Below are 17,898 nucleotides of genomic sequence, written 5' to 3' on the forward strand. Positions count from 1 at the left end.
GCCCTTGAGACCTTGAATCAGCAACGCATGGCGGCAACTGGAGGATGCTGCCATGCGTTGCAAGGTGTCCTGGCTAAAGAACCTCGGGTTGACCTCGAGGACGATGCCTACGACTCTCTTGCGAGAGAAGGCGAGGAGTGGGTGTCTCGTGTTGCCAGCCGCCACCCAGGGCTTTGAATGTAGCCACTGCTGCTCGAGCCGATTCCGTTTGTGCCTGTGCTCTACCATCGGACGCGGCTAACACATTCTCATCGGCATTGAGTACTTCGATCAGGCTCACCACGCCTTTTTCATAAGCGGTGAGCGATCTGTCTCGAGCTTTTGTAAACGCAGCCTCGCCCTGTGCAAGATGTTTAAACTGCTGTTCGCGGTTGATCAGTACGGAAAACGCGGTTTCTACATCTTCAGACGCCCGCAGTACCGATTGGCGATAGGCAGCTAGTGCTTCAGCTTCTTGCCCCTTGGCCAAGTCAATCTGAGCGTTAATGCGGCCAAAGTCGAACAGCCTCCAACGTAACCCCAATACCGCCGATGCCTGGCTGGCATCGTTGGAGAACAGATTTGTGCTCGAGACCGACGTGGCGCTGCCTAACAGAGCCCCTACGGAAAACTTGGGGTAGTACTCGGAAATGGCTTCGCCAATACGAGCGCTCGATGCCGCAAGTCGGCGCTCTGCGACGATCAAGTCTGGACGCCGGCGCAGTAGATCGGCTGGAGAGCCCAGGCTGGCGAGGTGTGGTACATCCGGGATGGGTGTCGATTGCGCCAACTGCGCAGTGTAAGTCCCTGGCGGTTTACCCAACATGACATCCAGAGCGTTCATTGCCGAGTCAAGACCAGCCTGCAGTACCGGCACCGTTGCTTGCGCCTGGTTCAATGAACCTTGAGTCTGATTCAACTGCAGTTCAGCAGCCAGTCCCTTGGCGTAGAGATATTCGATGGTAGAGAGCAGCTGTTGTCGTGTCTCTACCTGCTTTCGGGCAATCTCCAGGCGTGCTTGCAGTCCGCGGATGCTGATGTAAAGGTCAGCGGTTTGCGCGACCACTGCTAGTCGTGTGGCAACTGCCGCAGCTTGGGCCGCCTGATAATCGGCGACGGCTGCTTCTTTGCCTCGGCGTAACCCTCCAAATACATCAAGTTCCCAGCCAGCATTGAGATTAGCCTCATAAGCACTCCCGTAGCGGTTATAGGATGGATCTGAATTCAGCGCTTGGCCCAACGGTGTTTCCAAGGATTGTCGTGCTCTAGCCGCTTGGCCACTGACGGTGGCCGACGGCAAAAGCGCGGCGTTAGCGGCTCCCAAGCCGGCGTGAGCTTGTTCGATCCTGGCTGTTGCCTGGGCTAAATCGAGATTTTGTTCAAGAGCTCGATTGATTAACTGGCTGAGAACGGGGTCATTGAACGTCTTCCACCAGACGGTGAGATCACTGGGGGTTGCGTCAACCGTTGGTGTTGCAGGTGCAATCGCTGAAAAGCGCTCGGGCAGCTCTACTTTGGGCTCGGAATAGTCAGGACCCACCGAGCACCCAGCGACCACACCGAAACTCAGCAATACGGCAAAACGGAGAGGGTGCATGTGACACCTTGGGAATGATCGATTAGTGACCATATTACGATTTGGTCATGAGTTGTCAACCGTCCTGCGGGTGCGTAAGCTGATCGCATGAACCCATTACCCATTTCCTCGTCCAGCACCCGTGGTCCCGCCGAACATGACATCCGCGACCAGATCGTCGCGGCGGCCAACGACCATTTCAGTCAATACGGTTACAGCAAGACAACAGTCTCCGACCTCGCGAAAGCGATCGGTTTTTCCAAGGCTTATATCTACAAGTTCTTCGACTCCAAGCAGGCGATTGGTGAGGCCATTTGCAGCAATTGCCTGTCGCAAATCATTGCGGCGGTGGAGCACGCGATCAATGCCGAGGGTATCTCACCGACGGAGCGCTTTCGAAGACTGGTCAAAACCCTGATAACCAAAGGGGTTGACCTGTTTTTCAATGATCGGAAATTGTATGACATCGCGGCCTTCTCGGCGTTGGAGCGCTGGTCCAGCTCGCAGGTATATGACGCGCGAATCAAACATTTCGTACAGCAAATTGTACGAGAAGGGCGTGAGCTCGGAGAGTTTGAGCGCAAGACACCCTTGGATGATACGGTGGAGTCGATTCATCTCGCGCTACGTCCCTACATCAATCCTTTGTTGTTGCAGTACAACCTCGACGTCGTTGAAGAGGCCCCTGGGCTCATCTCCAACCTCATTCTGCGCAGCCTGATGCCTTAAAAAGGCCCTGGCTGGCAGGTCTGGCGTACCTCTACGTTTATCTTTTCACCCGTAACTCAAGGCCGACCCTGCTGATCTGACATTGGTCATCAGGCGGCTTTAATTTGTTTGTAGTGTGACCATTGACATAAATGGTCACTTGAATAAGCATGGCGTATCTGTTTCCAAGAGGTCTTTATGATCCCGCGCCGCTCGACTTCATTTATCTTCATCGGTTTATTGCCGTTGGCCTTGGCTGCATGCAGCGAAGCGCCGCCTCCTGATCCTCGTCTTCAGGCGGCCCTGGTGCGCGTCAGTCTGGTTCAGCCTTCTGCACCTGAAACTCGCGTATACACCGGCGTCGTTGCGGCACGGGTTCAGAGCGACCTTGGTTTTCGGGTGGCCGGAAAGGTGACGGAGCGCCTCGTGGACACCGGCCAGAGCGTCAAGCGTGGACAGCCACTGATGCACATTGATGCGAACGATCTGACGTTGACAGCACGAGCGCAGCAGGAAGCGGTGCTCGCAGCAATGGCTCGATCGCGGCAGGCCACTGATGACGAGCTGCGCTACCGAGATTTGGTGTCGGTCGGTGCTGTTTCTGCCTCTGCTTATGCAGGGATCAAGGCCGCTGCTGACTCGGCCAACGCTCAATTGAATGCAGCCAAAGCCCAGGCGGATATCGCGAAAAACTCCACCGGTTATTCAACCTTGTTGGCCGATTCCGACGGGGTTGTTGTGGAGACCTTGGCAGAACCGGGGCAGGTCGTCGGTGCGGGCCAGGTGGTGGTGCGTGTTGCCCATTCCGGGCAACGCGAGGCGGTCATTCAATTACCCGAAACGCTACGTCCGGCTCTGGGATCGTCGGCGACAGTTCAGCTTTATGGGGTGGACCAGCACGCAGGGCAGGCGCATCTGCGCCAGCTGTCCGATTCGGCTGACAGGTTGACCCGCACATTTGAGGCGCGTTACGTGCTGGAAAGCGCACTTGCCAATGCCACGCTGGGGTCGACCATTTCGGTCGCCATCGGCAGCACGCGAACGGCCATCGATGGTGAAGTCCAGGTGCCTGTCGCCTCTCTCTATGACGCCGGTAAAGGTCCGGGTGTATGGGTCGTGAGTCGGGAACCTGAGCAGGTGACCTGGCGCCCTGTAACGCTCCTCGGTTTGAATGATGCGGAAACTGCACGTGTGACAGGTGACCTCAATATCCACGATCGTATTGTCGCGCTGGGCGCTCACCTTCTGAGCGAGGGCGAGCAGGTCAGGCCCCAGATGGCGGGCAACGCAGAGGTGCGCCGATGACCGGATTCAACCTGTCCGCGCTGGCGGTGCGTGAGCGTTCGATCACGCTGTTTTTGATCCTGCTGATATCCATCGGTGGGCTGTACGCCTTCTTCAAGTTAGGGCGCGCGGAAGATCCTGCCTTCACCATCAAACAAATGACCGTGGTAACGGTATGGCCTGGAGCGACGGCTCAGGAGATGCAGGACCAAGTGGTTGAAAAGCTCGAAAAACGCATGCAGGAACTGCGTTGGTATGACCGGACTGAGACCTTCACGCGTCCGGGAGTGGCACTCACCACCGTTTATTTGCTCGATAGCACGCCACCTAATGCTGTTCCCGAGGAGTTTTACCAGGCGCGCAAGAAGCTCCGTGATGAAGAGGCGGGTTTGCCGCCTGGTGTCATCGGCCCGATCGTCAACGACGAATATGCCGATGTCACCTTTGCCCTTTATGCGCTCAAGGCAAAGGGCGAGCCGCAACGATTACTGGTTCGCGAGGCTGAGTCGTTGCGTCAACGCCTGCTGCACGTGGCGGGCGTGAAGAAGGTCAATATCATTGGCGAGCAGTCCGAGCGCATTTATGTCGAGCTGTCATATGAGCGTCTGGCGACGCTGGGTATTTCCGCTCGAGACATATTTAGCGCGTTGAATGCGCAAAACATGATGACGCCGGCCGGTTCAGTTGAGGCGAAGGGCCCCCAGGTGTTCATTCGACTTGATGGCGCGTTTGATGACCTGCGCAAGATTCGCGATACGCCACTGGTCGTGCAGGGTAGAACCCTCAAATTATCCGATGTGGCCGAGGTCAAGCGCGGTTACGAGGACCCCTCCACGTTCATGGTGCGCAACAATGGCGAGCCCGCGTTGCTGCTCGGTATCGTGATGCGCGACGGCTGGAACGGTCTTGATTTAGGTAAGGCGCTTGAAGCCGAGACGACGTCGATCAATGAGCAATTGCCGTTAGGCATGACCTTGAGCAAGGTCACCGACCAGGCGGTGAACATTGATGCATCCGTCACCGAATTCATGATCAAGTTCTTCGCGGCGCTGGGCGTGGTTCTGCTGGTGTGTTTTCTCAGCATGGGTTGGCGTGTCGGTATCGTCGTCGCTGCGGCGGTGCCGCTGACCCTGGCGGCAGTTTTCATTGTCATGGCCGCGACAGGCAAGGACTTTGACCGCATAACGCTTGGGTCGCTGATTCTGGCGCTGGGGCTACTGGTGGACGATGCGATCATTGCCATTGAAATGATGGTGGTGAAGATGGAGGAGGGTTATGACCGCATCAAAGCCTCTGCTTATGCTTGGAGTCACACCGCCGCGCCTATGTTGTCAGGCACGTTGGTCACTGCAATCGGCTTTATGCCCAACGGCTTCGCCAAATCAACGGCAGGAGAGTACACCGCCAACATGTTCTGGATCGTCGGCATTGCGCTGATCACATCCTGGGTGGTGGCAGTGGTGTTCACGCCTTACCTCGGGGCGAAACTGCTGCCGCAGGCCAAGGTGCCAGAAGGCGGGCATACCGCGATTTACGGGACGCCCAATTACGTGCGTTTCAGGCGCGTGCTGGGTGTGGTGATTCGCCGTAAAGGGCTTGTAGCGATCGCAGTCGTCGGCTTGTTCATTGTCGCAATTCTCGGCATGGGCGTGGTGAAGAAGCAATTTTTCCCAACGTCGGACCGTCCGGAGGTGCTCGTTGAGGTGCAGATGCCTTATGGCACGTCCATCGAGCAAACCGATGCCGCGGCGTCCGAAGTCGAGGCGTGGCTTGCAAAACAACCGCAAGCACGGACAGTCACCGCCTACATCGGTCAGGGTGCTCCACGGTTCTATTTGGCGATGGCGCCAGAGTTGCCCGATCCTTCTTTTGCAAAAATCGTTGTGCTAACGGCTAACCAGGAAGAGCGTGAGGCGCTCAAGATCCGGCTGAGGCAAGCCGTTGCTGATGGTCTGGCCCCTCAAGCACGTGTACGTGCGACCCAGTTGGTATTCGGTCCTTACTCGCCTTACCCGGTGGCCTTTCGCGTCATGGGGCCGGACCTGACAGTGCTACGCAATATCGCCGGGCAAGTGCGTGAGGTCATGAAAGCCAGCCCCCTGATGAGGACCGTCAATACGGACATGGGCGAGCGTGCTCCGGCACTTCACCTGGCACTGAATCAGGATCGTCTGCAGGCCTTCGGTCTGACCTCCGCAGAGGTTGCCCAGCAGCTTCAGTTTCTGCTGACGGGAGCGCCAGTGACTCAGGTGCGCGAGGACATTCGCTCCGTCCAGGTGATTGCCCGCTCTGCCGGTGATACTCGTTTGGACCCCTCTAAAATCAATGCCTTTACATTGACCGGAGCGCAGGGCCAACGGGTGTCGCTGTCTCAGATCGGAACTGTGGAAATTCGAATGGAAGAGCCCATTCTGCGGCGTCGTGACCGAACGCCGACCATTACCGTTCGGGGTGATGTGGCTGAAGGGCTTCAGCCGCCCGATGTTTCCAGCGCCGTGATGAAGCAACTGCAACCGCTGATTGAACAGTTGCCCAAAGGCTATCGAATTGAGCTGGCAGGGGCGATCGAGGAGTCGGGGAAAGCGAACAAAGCGTTACTGCCGCTGTTCCCCATCATGATCGCGCTGACGTTACTCACCATCATCATCCAGGTGCGCTCGATGTCGGCAATGATGATGGTGTTTGCCACAGCACCTCTGGGCCTGATTGGCGTGGTGCCGATCCTTCTGCTGTTCCAGCAACCCTTCGGGATCAACGCGTTGGTGGGATTGATTGCGCTGTCGGGGATTCTGATGCGTAACACGCTGATCCTCATTGGCCAGATTCACGCCAATGAGCAGGCTGGCCTGCGCCCTTATGACGCCGTGGTCGAAGCCACTGTGCAGCGTGCCAGGCCAGTCATTCTCACGGCACTGGCGGCGATGCTGGCGTTCATCCCGCTGACCCACTCGGTGTTCTGGGGGACGCTGGCCTACACTCTGATCGGAGGTACGTTTGCTGGCACTGTGCTGACATTGGTGTTCCTGCCGGCGATGTATGCCCTCTGGTTCAAGATCAAACCTGACACTTCACAGGAGCCCCTGGCGCCCGCACATCCAGCCTGATTGGGCAACAAACGCTCGTTCAGGCGAGCGTTACGTCTTCTCGGCGCAGGCCGAAAACAAAGCGAAATGATGGCCCTGATCCATCTGGCCAGGACGAAGAGAGCATGAGGTGAGTCAATGTCATTGGAAAGCAAACGTATCGTAGTCACGGGCATGGGGATCGTTTCCCCATTGGGCTGTGGTGTGGAGGACGTCTGGCGCCGTTTGTTGGACGGACAGTCCGGTATCAGGGCTTTGTCAGAAGAATTTAGCAACGGTGTGGGATGCGCGGTTGGAGGCCAGGTGCCTTCACTGGAGCAGGATCCGGTCGCTGGTTTCGATCCTGAGTTGGCCGTCTCGGCAAAGGATCGAAAAAAGATGGATCGGTTTATCGAGTTTGCTCTTTTAGCTGCACGTGAGGCGCTGACACAAGCCCGCTGGACACCTGAACAGAGCACTGAGCAGGAACGTACCGCGACGATAATTGGCACAGGTATTGGTGGCTTCACAGCGATAGCCAATGCCGTTCGCACTACCGATGAGCGAGGCCCTGGTCGCCTTTCGCCGTTCACCATACCGTCATTTCTCGCCAACCTTGCGGCGGGTCATGTGTCGATTAAATATAATTTCAAGGGGCCGCTGGGGGCACCGGTCACTGCGTGTGCCGCAGGAGTGCAGGCCATTGGCGACGCCGCCAGGTTAATCCGTTCGGGTGAAGCCGACATCGCGTTGTGCGGCGGCGCCGAGGCTGCAATTCATCGTGTCAGTCTGGCCGGGTTCGCCGCCGCTCGAGCCCTGTCCACGGGTTTTAACGATTGCCCAGAGAAAGCCTCGCGCCCCTTTGATCGGGACCGAGATGGTTTCGTCATGGGAGAGGGCGCCGGGATGCTGGTCATTGAATCACTTGAACATGCGCTGGCGCGGGGAGCGAAACCGATCGCAGAGCTGATCGGATATGGCACCAGTGCGGATGCTCACCACCTGACCGCAGGTCCCGAAGACGGCAACGGTGCGCGCCGTGCGATGCAGCAGGCGTTGGATCAGGCCAGGCTAAAACCTGAAGAGATTCAGCATATCAACGCCCATGCCACTTCAACGCCAGTCGGGGACAAAGGTGAACTGGCGGCAATTCGCGGGTTGTTCGGCGCTTCCTCACGGGTCGCGGTCACATCGACCAAATCCGCCACCGGCCATTTGCTGGGTGCGGCCGGCGGCCTCGAAGCCGTTTTCACCGTTCTGGCGCTACGAGACCAAATCGTCCCGCCGACGCTCAACTTGCTCAACCCGGATGAGGCTGCTGCAGGTTTGAATCTGGTCGCCCTTCAATCCAAGCCAATGGCAATCGAGCACGCCTTGTCCAATGGCTTCGGCTTTGGCGGGGTGAATGCCAGTGTCCTGTTTCGCCGATGGCTTGAGAATTAAGTAGAGGGCTGCATATCCGGTTTCTAAAGCAATATTGCACGCTTACAGCGCTCATTGGTTAAGTCGCCGTTTAGTCAAAGGGAGGGGCAGAGCCTGACGCAGATGGTATTCAGGCTCTGTGGTAATTACGTTCTGCCCTACAACCTTATGTCGATAAAAGGCTTTTTTGGGGCTTGGTGGTTTTTTTTTACCGACTATCCAGGCCCCCGAAAAACATTAGGAGGGGCGGCTGATCGAGGTTCTCGTGGACTGGCAGCCTGCGTCCGTGCCGGTCACTTTGCTTTATCCGCATCAACGTTTTCTCTCGCCAGCCGTGCGCGCATTTGCTGACTGGGTAGCCGAGCTTGTCCACGACGGTAATTCAAGTACGCCGAGGCTCGCCCGCGGCAATTTCGCGCATCAGACTCAGGTAACGACGCGCTCCCAGCCCCAGAGGTCGGTTCTTTACCCAGATGATGTCGACCCATAACCGCATCTGACTTGGCATGTTGTCAAACACCACCTCCGTCAATGCGCCCGAAGTGATTAGCGGTTGTACCAGCGGCTGTGGAAGATAAGCCCAGCCCAATCCTTGCTGCACCAGATCCAGCGTTGCCAGATAACTGTCGCTGAGCCAAATCCGCCGCGACAGCACAACGCGTGGGTCAGAGTCTGTAGGTCCTCCAGTCGCAACTATGATCTGCCGAACGTCCACCAGTTGCTCTTCACCTAAAGGGCTTTTCTTGCCGGCGGCCGCAGGATGATCTGGAGAGGCAACTGCGACTAACAACTGGCTCCCCGCTTCAAGAAACGTCTCCCGCTCGTCAAGCCCTGGTCGTTCAAATCCAAGTGCCAATTGCACACGTCCTTCATGGAGCATGCGCATCGCCTCCGGATGGGAAGCGGAGCGAATCTCGATTTCAAGCGTGGGAAACTCTTTGGCGATAATGGACAGCGGACGATTCCACACGCCTGTTTGCAGCTCCGGCGCCATCGCAAGGACCAAGCGCCCCTCCAACCCCTGATGAAGCTGGAGGGCATGCGCGTCCAGCAGGTTTAACTGGCTCGCGACCTGTCTTGCCTGGGGCTCAAGTGCTTTGGCGGCTGCGGTAGGAATGGCTTTGCGGGTCGATCGATCAAAAAGCAACAGATCCAGCTCTGCTTCAAGCTGTGACACCGCCATGTTGATCGCGGAGGGAACCCGGCCTAATTTTCGTGCTGCGGCTGAAAAGGAGCCGCTGTCCACGACCGAAAGGAAAATTTTAAGTGACTCGCTGGTAAATGCCATCGTGGTTGTCAATTTTCCTGATGATGATTGTCTTTATTTATCAGATTTATTAGCCTAATTTCCACTCCTAATACAAATTAAGTACGTGGAGAACACCATGTTAAATGCCGATTTGAGGGGGCATGTGGCACTGGTCAGTGGTGCTGGAAGTGAAGCTGGCATTGGTATGGCGATCGCTCGCAGGCTAGGTGCATCTGGGGCGAAGTTGATCGTTACCGCCAGCAGCAACCGCATCGCGGATCGGGTTAAAGAGCTACGCCTTGAAGGGTTTGAAGTTGAAGGCCGGCCAGCTGACCTCACCGATGAAAGCCAGGTACGTGAACTCGGCCTATGGGCAGAGTCCGTCTGGGGGCGGGTCGATATCCTGGTGAATAACGCTGGTATGGCCATGCAAGGAAGCCCGGAGGTTTTCTCGGAATTGGCAACTATGGAACTGCACGAATGGAATCTTTCACTGGCAAGAAACTTAACCACTGCGTTTCTTTTAACTCGGGCTATTTTGCCCGGTATGCGCGCGCGAAGTTACGGGCGCATTGTCAATATTAGTTCCACCACGGGCACCCGGGGGAGCAATCCGGGCGAAGCCGCTTATAGCGCCGCTAAGGCCGCGATGATTGGTATGAACATGGGACTTGCACTTGAAGTCGCCAAGCAGGGGGTTACTGTAAACAGCGTGGCTCCCGGATGGATCACCACCGGCTCAACCACGCCCGTTGAAGCAGAGGCGGGGCGCTTCACCCCAATAGGGCGGGCGGGCAGCCCCCGCGAAGTGGCGGCGGCGGTTGCATTTCTGGCGTCGCCTGACGCCAGTTACATCACGGGTGAAGTCCTTGTGGTGGATGGCGGGAACTGTCTGGTCGAGAACAAAGCACCTCCAGCCTGATCTCAAATCACTTCGGTTTATCCGCTAAATATGAGGTTGTTCCGCGGGATAAATTAATAATCCAAAGTAAGGTTTTCTGCGTTAACTGCAATATACCCAGGTATGAGTTAATCCGCGCTACAAATATTGATGGCGAACGCCCGAGCTGTACGTTGTGGGGGCGCGGTTTCTGGCTATTCGCGAATCGATAGGGGAATGAATGTGGCGATGGGTTGTTTTCTATCTGGCTGGCGACGTTGTTTAATCAATGTAATAGTTAATATAGGGTTTTGATCATGTCGAGAAGTGGAATTTCTGAATCAGCAGTTGCTGCTTTTACTGCCTCCGAGCGTGCCCGTTTTATAGAAAACAACCCAACGTCAATGGCGCTGGCCAAACGTGCCAAGGCAAATCTGTTCAACGGTGTTCCCATGCACTGGATGAGCGACTGGTCGATGCCGTCGCCGCTCTTCGTCAAGCGTGCCAAGGGGGCACGCTTCACCGATGTTGACGATCATGAGTACATTGACTTTTGCCTGGGCGATACCGGCACGATGTTTGGCCATTCACCCGAGCCTATCGCCCGTGCCATAGCCGAGCAGGCGAATAATGGCTTGACCACCATGCTGCCTGGCGAAGACGCGGTGGTTTGCGGCGAGTTGCTGGCTCAGCGATTTGGGCTGCCTTATTGGCAGGTCACCGCCAATGCGACTGACGCCAATCGTTATGTTCTGCGCTGGGCGCGAGCTATCACCAAACGCAATGTGTTGCTGGTATTCGACGGCTGTTATCACGGCACGGTGGATGACGTGATGGTGCGGTACCGCGACGGCAAGACAGTGCATCGTTCAGGTCTCGTGGGCCAAGCCTACGACTTGACCCAATACAGTCGATCTATCCCCTTCAACGATGTCGCCGCACTGGAAGCTGCATTAGCCCAGGGCGATGTGTGCGCGCTGATGTGTGAGCCGGCGATGACGAACATAGGCATGGTCCTGCCCGATCCGGGATTCATGCAAAAGTGCCGAGAGTTGACCCATAAATATGGCAGCCTGCTGATCATTGATGAGACCCACACTATTTCTACCGGCATCGGTGGATGCACTCGCCAATGGGATTTGAAACCCGACTTTTTCGTGGTGGGTAAACCCATCGCAGGTGGCGTGCCTTGCGCTGTGTTTGGCGTGACCGAGCACGTTGCCTTGGCCATGCGCGACGTGCAGAAGAGCGCAGAGGGCGGCGGCCATGGCCACAGCGGTATGGGAACGACGCTGTCCGCCAACGCACTGGCGATGCATTGCATGCGCGTCAGTCTTGAAGAGGTCATGACCGAGTCTGCCTACCAGCACATGTTGCCCCTGGCCTCAAGACTGGCACAGGGATTTCGAGCGTTGTTCAAGCGGCACCGACTGAACTGGTCTGTCACAGAGTTGGGGGCTCGTTGTGAGTTTCAATTCTGTGCCACCTCGCCCAGAACCGGCGCGCAAGCCGAGGCGGCTTTTCATGACAGCCTTCAAATGGCGCTGCACCTGTATCTAATCAATCGCGGCATCCTGATCACGCCTTTTCACAACATGACCCTGTGCTGTCCACAGACAAGTGATGCCGATATCGACAGGCTGATCGGTGAGTTGGATAGCGCGCTGACCACACTGCTTGCCATCCCTGGCGCGCGGGTTATCCCTTCATGACCGGATGTTTGACGCTCCCGTTTTTCTCGAATACTGCCAAGTCGCTTGAATGAGCGCTAAGAGGTTTGACATGCAATTTGCTGATAAAAAAGAGGCCGAAGATTATCTGGCCGCCCACCCTGAAGTACTGAGCATCGAGTTGTTCCTTATCGACGCAAATGGTGTTCCACGGGGCAAACTGTTGCATCGCGACGAGCTGCTGGCGATCTACGAAAATGGTCGGCCGCTGCCGAGTTCCATTCTCGCCTTGACCGTGCAGGGTGAAGACGTCGACGAGACAGGCTTGGTCTGGGATGTCGCTGACGCCGACTGCTGGACCTACCCTTTACCGGGAAGCCTGACCTTGCAACCTTGGCGCACCCATCCCACCGGCCAAGTGCAGGTGAGCATGCACCCGACCCAAGGTATTCCTGCCGCACCGGCCGACCCGCGACATGTACTGGTGAACACCATCGAGCGGCTGAAAGCCGATGGATTCCATCCGGTAATGGCCGTTGAGTTGGAGTTTTACCTGCTGGACCAACAGCGCGACGTCAACGGTCGGCCGCAGCCTGCATTGCAGACCAATGGTGTACGCCCTCATGCACCGCAGGTGTATGGCGTATACGAACTGGAGCAGCTTCAACCTTTTCTTGATGACCTCTACGCAGCTTGCGCGCTGCAAGGGCTGCCAGTGCGTACTGCGATCTCCGAGTACGCTCCGGGCCAGGTCGAGTTGACGCTGGAGCATCGTTTCGACGCACTCCAAGCCATCGATGAAGGCGTCCGTTACAAACGCTTGGTCAAAGGCGTGGCCAACAAACATGGGCTGCAAGCGTGCTTCATGGCCAAGCCCTTCAGCGATCAGGCCGGTAGCGGTCTGCATTTGCACGTCAGCCTGGCCGACGAGCAGGGTCACAACCTGTATGCGAGCGAAGACCCACAGGGCACGCCGCTGTTGCGTCACTCCATTGGCGGGATGATGGCGACCTTGTTTGACGCGCTGGCGATATTTTGCCCCCATGCCAATTCATATCGCAGGTTCCAGACCGGTAGTTACGCGCCGCTGGCCAAAAGCTGGGGCGTCAACAATCGTACTGTGTCGTTTCGCGTACCCGGCGGCCCTGCGATAAGCCGGCATATCGAACACCGCATTTGCGGTGCCGATGCCAACCCCTATCTCGCCGCTGCCGCATTACTTGCGGGCATTCACCACGGCATCACTCATCAAAGCGATCCTGGCGCAGCGATTGTGGGCAATGGCTATGAACAGGCGACCGATTTTCTACCCACCGACTGGCTGACAGCGTTGCAGGCACTGGAACGTTCCACCTGGGCACGCGAAGCGCTGGGCGCTGAATTCCTGAAGGTGTTCCTGGCGATCAAATGGCGCGAGTTCCGTCAATTCAATGCTGAAGTCGGAGAGCAGGACTGGCGCTGGTACCTCACCCACGCATGAGTGTTTGCCTGGTATTTGAACGCTGTCGAGCTGCTGGTCCACCGTTATTTGATGGGAGTGGCTCACCTGCTGGGCGAGCAGCCTTTTCCTGGAATTGATGATGATTAAGTCCAGCAAGCTGTGGCTAAACCCAGAAAAATAGCGATAAGACACAAAATCAGGGATTTACGCAGCTTGATAGGGCCTAGCGTTAATTCTATAATTTTGGGAATTAACTGGCGCAAAAATGGGCTGGGTACACATTATGTTGGATTTAAGCTTCAGTAAGCCGAGCGAGGTCGTCAAGCGCCTCTGCGATCGCTTGCGCACAGAGCGCTTGGCGATGGACATGACACAAGCCGAATTGGCCGGGCGTGCCGGCATCGGCACCAACACCGTGTCCAACCTTGAAGCTGGGCGCAATGTCGGGTTCGAGAACGTGGTCCGGGTGGCGATGGCCCTTGGCCGAACCAAGGAACTCGAAGGTCTGTTCCTGCCAAAGCTGGAAAGCATCGAGGATATTCGGCGCTACGAAAACAGCGCCAATCGTCTCCGTACAAAGAGGAAGTCCGGCAATGCTTGAGCAGGTGAACGTCTTCTATGAGGGCTGGGGTGAGCGATGGCAATGGGGCACGCTGGTCTCCACGACCGCCCTGACCGGTCGCCCGCTGATCGTGTTCGAGTACAGCAATGAAGCCAGGCAAAGAGGCTTGGAACTGTCCTCCTACACGTTGCCGTTGGCGGGGGCTCAGTTGCGCCGAGATTTTCCAGACCACCAACTGTACTTGCCAGGGCCAGTTTACGACTCGTTGCCGGATGGGTGGGGCATGTTGCTGATGGACCGTATGTTCAGGCGCCGCGGGCTCACCACGGCGCGCATTGGCTCACTGGAACGGCTGGCCTACATCGGTAGCAATGCGATGGGGGCCATGACGTTTGAGCCCGTGGCACCCGAAGGGCAGGAGTCCGAGGTCCACATTCCGCTGGAACAGCTTGCCGCCGAAGTGCAACAAGTGCTCCATGGCGACGGTGGCGAGTTCCTGCAGACGTTGCTGCTCGTGGGCGGCTCGCCTCAAGGTGCAAGGCCTAAGGCCCTCGTCTATCGCGATCCCAAAACTGGCGGGTTTACCACTGCCGTCACGCCGGGCTTTGAAGCATGGTTGATTAAGTTCCCGGCCAAAGACGAACATGCCGAGGTGTGCGCTATCGAAATGGTCTACGCCGAGTGCCTGCGCAGGTGCGGTATCGAGACCCCTGACACGCAGCACTTCAGTCTGCCTAATGGGTTGGCAGCGTTTGCCAGTAAGCGATTTGACCGCCGGGATGGTCTGCGCATCCCCATGCAAAGCCTCGCGGCCTTTACGGGGGCAAATTACCGGTCTCCGGGGGTGTTGGACTACGTCAACTTCTTGCGGGCAACACAGATGTGTACCAACGACGTGCGAGAGATGGCGGTGGCCTTCGAACGTGCCGTCTTCAACGTTGCGTTCAACAACAGGGACGATCATCCCAAGAACTTTGCCTACATCATGTCGCAGGACGGTCAGTGGAGACTCTCGCCGGCTTACGACGTGACGTTCTGCGAGGGGCCAGGTGGATACCACCAGATGGATGTGATGGGGGAGGCCCTGTCGATTTCCCGCACGCAAATGCTTCGGCTTGCGGAGGAAGCCGAGGTGCCCCTGGACGCTGCAGGCAGAGTGATTGACGGCATTTGTGATGTAGCGAGCCGGTTTGCAACCATCGCCGAGAACCTATGCCCACAGGTTATTACCCGAGACACCTTGCGCACGATCCAAGACCGTATTGATCAGAACGTAGCTCGGCTACAACAAGGTCATGCGGGTAGCGGTCGCCAAAAAACATTTTGACCGGGCTCTAGGACAACATGTTCAGGCAGAAAAATTTCAAATATGCCCCCAATGTTGCCCCCCAGGTCGCTCGTGATACACGAGCGAACGAAAAATGGCGCCTACCTCAGGAATGCTCTATCACCATCCTGATCATTATCGGCGTGGTCCATACCGGGCTCATGTCGACCCTGCTGTACAGTGCCATCCAGAAAATCCCCACGGCGTTGGTCGGCGCACTGTCTAACAGTCAGCCGATGGAAGTAGCTATGTAACGAAGTGAAAGAGTGTATTTCGGATAAGTTAATAATTTGCCGCAGTGCGTGTGTACGCTATCGCTGACTACAATTTAATATTGTAAAGCCAGACTTAATGATAAAGTGCGCTGAACACGGGGCGCCGGTTATTGGGCTTTATTGTTGCAGGATTTGAAATTACTATTTGCGTCGGGTGAAATAATGCGTCGCTATACCACAGTTTTAAGCAGCTTTATGTTGGCATTGATTATTCCGCAATTGACCCAGGCCGCCGTTTTCGGTTGGCAGGAAAAAGCGTTGATTCAACCTGAGCAAGGAAGTGTGGAGGTCGAACTTAATCCCACTTCGCCGAAGTCTTCCATTGAAGTTCATGACCTCGTCCTATTCCAGAAAAATGGCGAGAATTGGGCGCGTTTCAGTGTACCGGTGATGCACGCATTAACCGGTACGAGCGATTTGACGCTGGAGAGGAAAGTACTGCGCACCGAAAAATCCAAAACCGCCTTTGGCAGCAGTCAGCATCAGTTGGTGCGGATGTCGCTGTGCCTGGGTGACAAGGTATACGCCGAGGACCTTACGCTGAAAACCCGCGGCAAAGGTGGTTCGCCGGTCAAGCTGGGGCGTGATGTGCTTACACACGTGGGCTTGGTTGATGCGTCGCGATTCGACACCCTCAAGCCTGATTGCAAGCCGTGATACCGCGCCAATCAGGCGTCGGGGGAGCCCCGGAGCCTGATTGGCGATGATTTACTGGTTGAGGATCCCGCGATCCCAGTTCTGCTGATTCCTGCGCGCGTCCTGTATGAACGGTGACCACTGGATCAACTTGAGCACCACCCGGTTCAGCAACCGGCCTGGTAATGTCAGGGGCCGCTGCACATCCAGGAACAGCACCACGCGTCGCTCGTCAGTGTCGTTCCAGACCTGATGCTTGTAAGTGTCGTCGAATACCAGGCAACTGTCCTGCTGCCAATGGCGGACCTCATCGCCCACCTCTATACGACACTGTTCGGCCTGTTGCGGGATGATCAGCCCCAGGTGCACCCGCAGCAATCCGTTGTAAGGCCCACGGTGGGGGGGAATGTGCTTGCCGGGGCTGAGAATCGAAAAAAACGCGGTGTACATGCCCGGGATGGACTCGATGACCTGGGTCGTTTGTGGGCACTGCGCGCAATTGCCGTCGATCTTGTAGCCATAGCCGTAGAGGAAAAACGTCTTCCAGCGGTCGTCCTGGGTCAGTCTGGCCTGGTCCTTGGATATCTGCTGAAAGCTGGGAATGGCGTCGCTGTTGCGTAGCACGGCATCGAGCTCGGCGCGAATCACCGCCGACCTGGCTTCCAGGTCCCGGGCCCAGGCGAAGATGGCGGGATCAAAGAACGGCGTGTTACCCACCGTAGAGCTGCGCCGTATCAGATTCTCAAGGCGTTTGATGATCCACAGGCCGATGGCGACGCTGGGGCGATGTTTGCGTTTTTTCTTGGGGGTCAAAGCCGTCTTCCTAGCGGTCATGGAAAATATCCTGTTGGTTTCATGTACGTGGTCGTTGTTTCAATAGCTTCCACAGCAGCGGCCAGCAGAACACCAGCGGATAGCGGCGCAACCGCTCCGGTTGTTTGATCGGCTCGCCCCAATGGCGCTCAAGTTTCCAGATGGCGTAGTCCACTGCGCCCTTGACGGTAAACAGCGATTTGATCAGGCGCACCAGGTTCAATGCGCGGCCTTGCACGCGCCGGGTCCGCCAGTGCCGCGCCTGGCGTCGCTGCTGTTCCGCGGTGCTGTGGTTGATATACAGCTCATCGGTCGTCGACCCGACAAAGCCGGCGCCATCGACCTGGGCGGCCGCGGCCAGGAGGGCAGCGAGGTAGTCTTGATTCTGCTGGGTGATCAGTGCCGGGCGATCGCTGCTTTCGGGCCGCAGTTCGGTGCCGTAGGTAAAGCTCAAGGCACGGGTCCAGAACGTGTCGCTGTTGAAGAAGGGGGCTTGCAGGGGGGCCGTTTCGCTGATCATGCGCAAGGCCGCGCGGCACACTGCTCGCTCCACGCGCAGCTGGATGGAGGGCGTGCGGCTGAACACCAGGCGGCTAGGCTGGGCAAAACGCGCCCACAGGTAGCTTTGAAACCAGCTATGGGTGCCTTGTTCGAAATCGCTCACTGAGAGAATGGCGCACTTGGCGCGCAGGGTTTTGCCGGCGGTATCAGTGGCCGTGAACAGAAACACCGTGGGCGGCAGCAGGGCGTTGGCCCATTGACTGAGCCGGGAGGCGTGGATGTCCTGGTAGTGATCCACCAGGACGTACAGGTCGATCAACCCCTCATCGGTGGTGCGTGTGCGCAGGCAAGAGCCGTAGAACAGGATCGCCGAGATGCCTGCGCCGAACCGCGCCATCAGTGCCTCGGTCAGTGCGTGCAGGTCTTGGCCTACCGGCCGTGCCAGTTCACGGGTCACCAGCTCGAACAGGGGGCGTGTCGCCGGGTCGCGTTCAATCTCGATCATGGAGTGTC

14 protein-coding genes and 1 pseudogene are annotated in these 17,898 nt (G+C 57.1%); 11 read left to right on the forward strand and 4 right to left on the reverse strand.

What is annotated here, in order from left to right:
• Window positions 1–73 precede the first annotated feature (73 nt).
• The gene (locus J2Y83_RS12495) at window positions 74–1,576 is read right to left on the reverse strand and encodes an efflux transporter outer membrane subunit (RefSeq protein WP_253395582.1); all 1,503 of its coding nucleotides are present in this window, start codon (window positions 1,574–1,576) and stop codon (window positions 74–76) included.
• An 87-nt stretch (window positions 1,577–1,663) separates the two neighbouring features.
• Between J2Y83_RS12495 and J2Y83_RS12500 the strand changes: the two genes are divergently transcribed.
• From J2Y83_RS12500 to fabF, 4 genes are all read left to right on the forward strand, one after another.
• Window positions 1,664–2,284, forward strand: a complete 621-nt coding sequence (locus J2Y83_RS12500; protein ID WP_253395584.1) for a TetR/AcrR family transcriptional regulator — start codon at window positions 1,664–1,666, stop codon at window positions 2,282–2,284.
• A gap of 177 nt (window positions 2,285–2,461) precedes the next feature.
• Complete coding sequence (locus tag J2Y83_RS12505; RefSeq protein WP_253395586.1) at window positions 2,462–3,568, forward strand: efflux RND transporter periplasmic adaptor subunit; 1,107 nt, start codon at window positions 2,462–2,464, stop codon at window positions 3,566–3,568.
• Window positions 3,565–6,651 (forward strand): efflux RND transporter permease subunit, encoded by a 3,087-nt coding sequence (locus J2Y83_RS12510; protein ID WP_253395588.1) that lies wholly within the window; start codon window positions 3,565–3,567, stop codon window positions 6,649–6,651. The genes J2Y83_RS12505 and J2Y83_RS12510 overlap by 4 nt, the downstream gene beginning before the upstream one ends.
• A gap of 117 nt (window positions 6,652–6,768) precedes the next feature.
• Window positions 6,769–8,052: a beta-ketoacyl-ACP synthase II gene (gene fabF / locus J2Y83_RS12515; RefSeq protein WP_253395590.1), complete on the forward strand. Its 1,284-nt coding sequence runs from the start codon at window positions 6,769–6,771 to the stop codon at window positions 8,050–8,052.
• A 361-nt stretch (window positions 8,053–8,413) separates the two neighbouring features.
• On the opposite strand, the gene J2Y83_RS12525 is transcribed toward fabF, so the two are convergent.
• A complete protein-coding gene (locus J2Y83_RS12525; protein WP_253395592.1) occupies window positions 8,414–9,319 on the reverse strand; it encodes a LysR family transcriptional regulator in 906 nt (301 codons plus the stop codon).
• Window positions 9,320–9,416: 97 nt separating this feature from the next.
• Here J2Y83_RS12525 and J2Y83_RS12530 point away from each other — a divergent pair, with 97 nt between their 5' ends.
• The 7 genes and pseudogenes from J2Y83_RS12530 (at window position 9,417) to J2Y83_RS12560 (ending at window position 16,092) form a co-directional block, all read left to right on the forward strand.
• Complete coding sequence (locus tag J2Y83_RS12530; protein ID WP_253395594.1) at window positions 9,417–10,202, forward strand: SDR family NAD(P)-dependent oxidoreductase; 786 nt, start codon at window positions 9,417–9,419, stop codon at window positions 10,200–10,202.
• A gap of 275 nt (window positions 10,203–10,477) precedes the next feature.
• Window positions 10,478–11,872, forward strand: a complete 1,395-nt coding sequence (locus tag J2Y83_RS12535; RefSeq protein ID WP_253395596.1) for an aspartate aminotransferase family protein — start codon at window positions 10,478–10,480, stop codon at window positions 11,870–11,872.
• Window positions 11,873–11,942: 70 nt separating this feature from the next.
• A complete protein-coding gene (locus J2Y83_RS12540; protein WP_253395598.1) occupies window positions 11,943–13,310 on the forward strand; it encodes a glutamine synthetase family protein in 1,368 nt (455 codons plus the stop codon).
• A 244-nt stretch (window positions 13,311–13,554) separates the two neighbouring features.
• Window positions 13,555–13,872: a helix-turn-helix domain-containing protein gene (locus J2Y83_RS12545; RefSeq protein ID WP_253395600.1), complete on the forward strand. Its 318-nt coding sequence runs from the start codon at window positions 13,555–13,557 to the stop codon at window positions 13,870–13,872.
• Complete coding sequence (locus J2Y83_RS12550; RefSeq protein WP_253395603.1) at window positions 13,865–15,160, forward strand: type II toxin-antitoxin system HipA family toxin; 1,296 nt, start codon at window positions 13,865–13,867, stop codon at window positions 15,158–15,160. The genes J2Y83_RS12545 and J2Y83_RS12550 overlap by 8 nt, the downstream gene beginning before the upstream one ends.
• A gap of 122 nt (window positions 15,161–15,282) precedes the next feature.
• Window positions 15,283–15,399 (forward strand): annotated as a pseudogene (locus tag J2Y83_RS12555) (EamA/RhaT family transporter); the annotation flags it as partial.
• A gap of 198 nt (window positions 15,400–15,597) precedes the next feature.
• The gene (locus J2Y83_RS12560; RefSeq protein ID WP_253395605.1) at window positions 15,598–16,092 is read left to right on the forward strand and encodes a RimK/LysX family protein; all 495 of its coding nucleotides are present in this window, start codon (window positions 15,598–15,600) and stop codon (window positions 16,090–16,092) included.
• A gap of 51 nt (window positions 16,093–16,143) precedes the next feature.
• Here the strand turns inward: J2Y83_RS12560 and J2Y83_RS12565 are convergent, their stop codons facing one another.
• On the reverse strand, window positions 16,144–16,905 hold the full coding sequence (locus J2Y83_RS12565; RefSeq protein WP_247403471.1) for an aspartyl/asparaginyl beta-hydroxylase domain-containing protein: 762 nt from the start codon (window positions 16,903–16,905) through the stop codon (window positions 16,144–16,146).
• Between the two features lie 19 nt (window positions 16,906–16,924).
• A complete protein-coding gene (locus tag J2Y83_RS12570; RefSeq protein WP_253395607.1) occupies window positions 16,925–17,890 on the reverse strand; it encodes a hypothetical protein in 966 nt (321 codons plus the stop codon).
• Between the last annotated feature and the right edge of the window lie 8 nt (window positions 17,891–17,898).

It is taken from the genome of Pseudomonas marginalis (assembly GCF_024169655.1).
Classification (GTDB): domain Bacteria; phylum Pseudomonadota; class Gammaproteobacteria; order Pseudomonadales; family Pseudomonadaceae; genus Aquipseudomonas; species Aquipseudomonas paraveronii.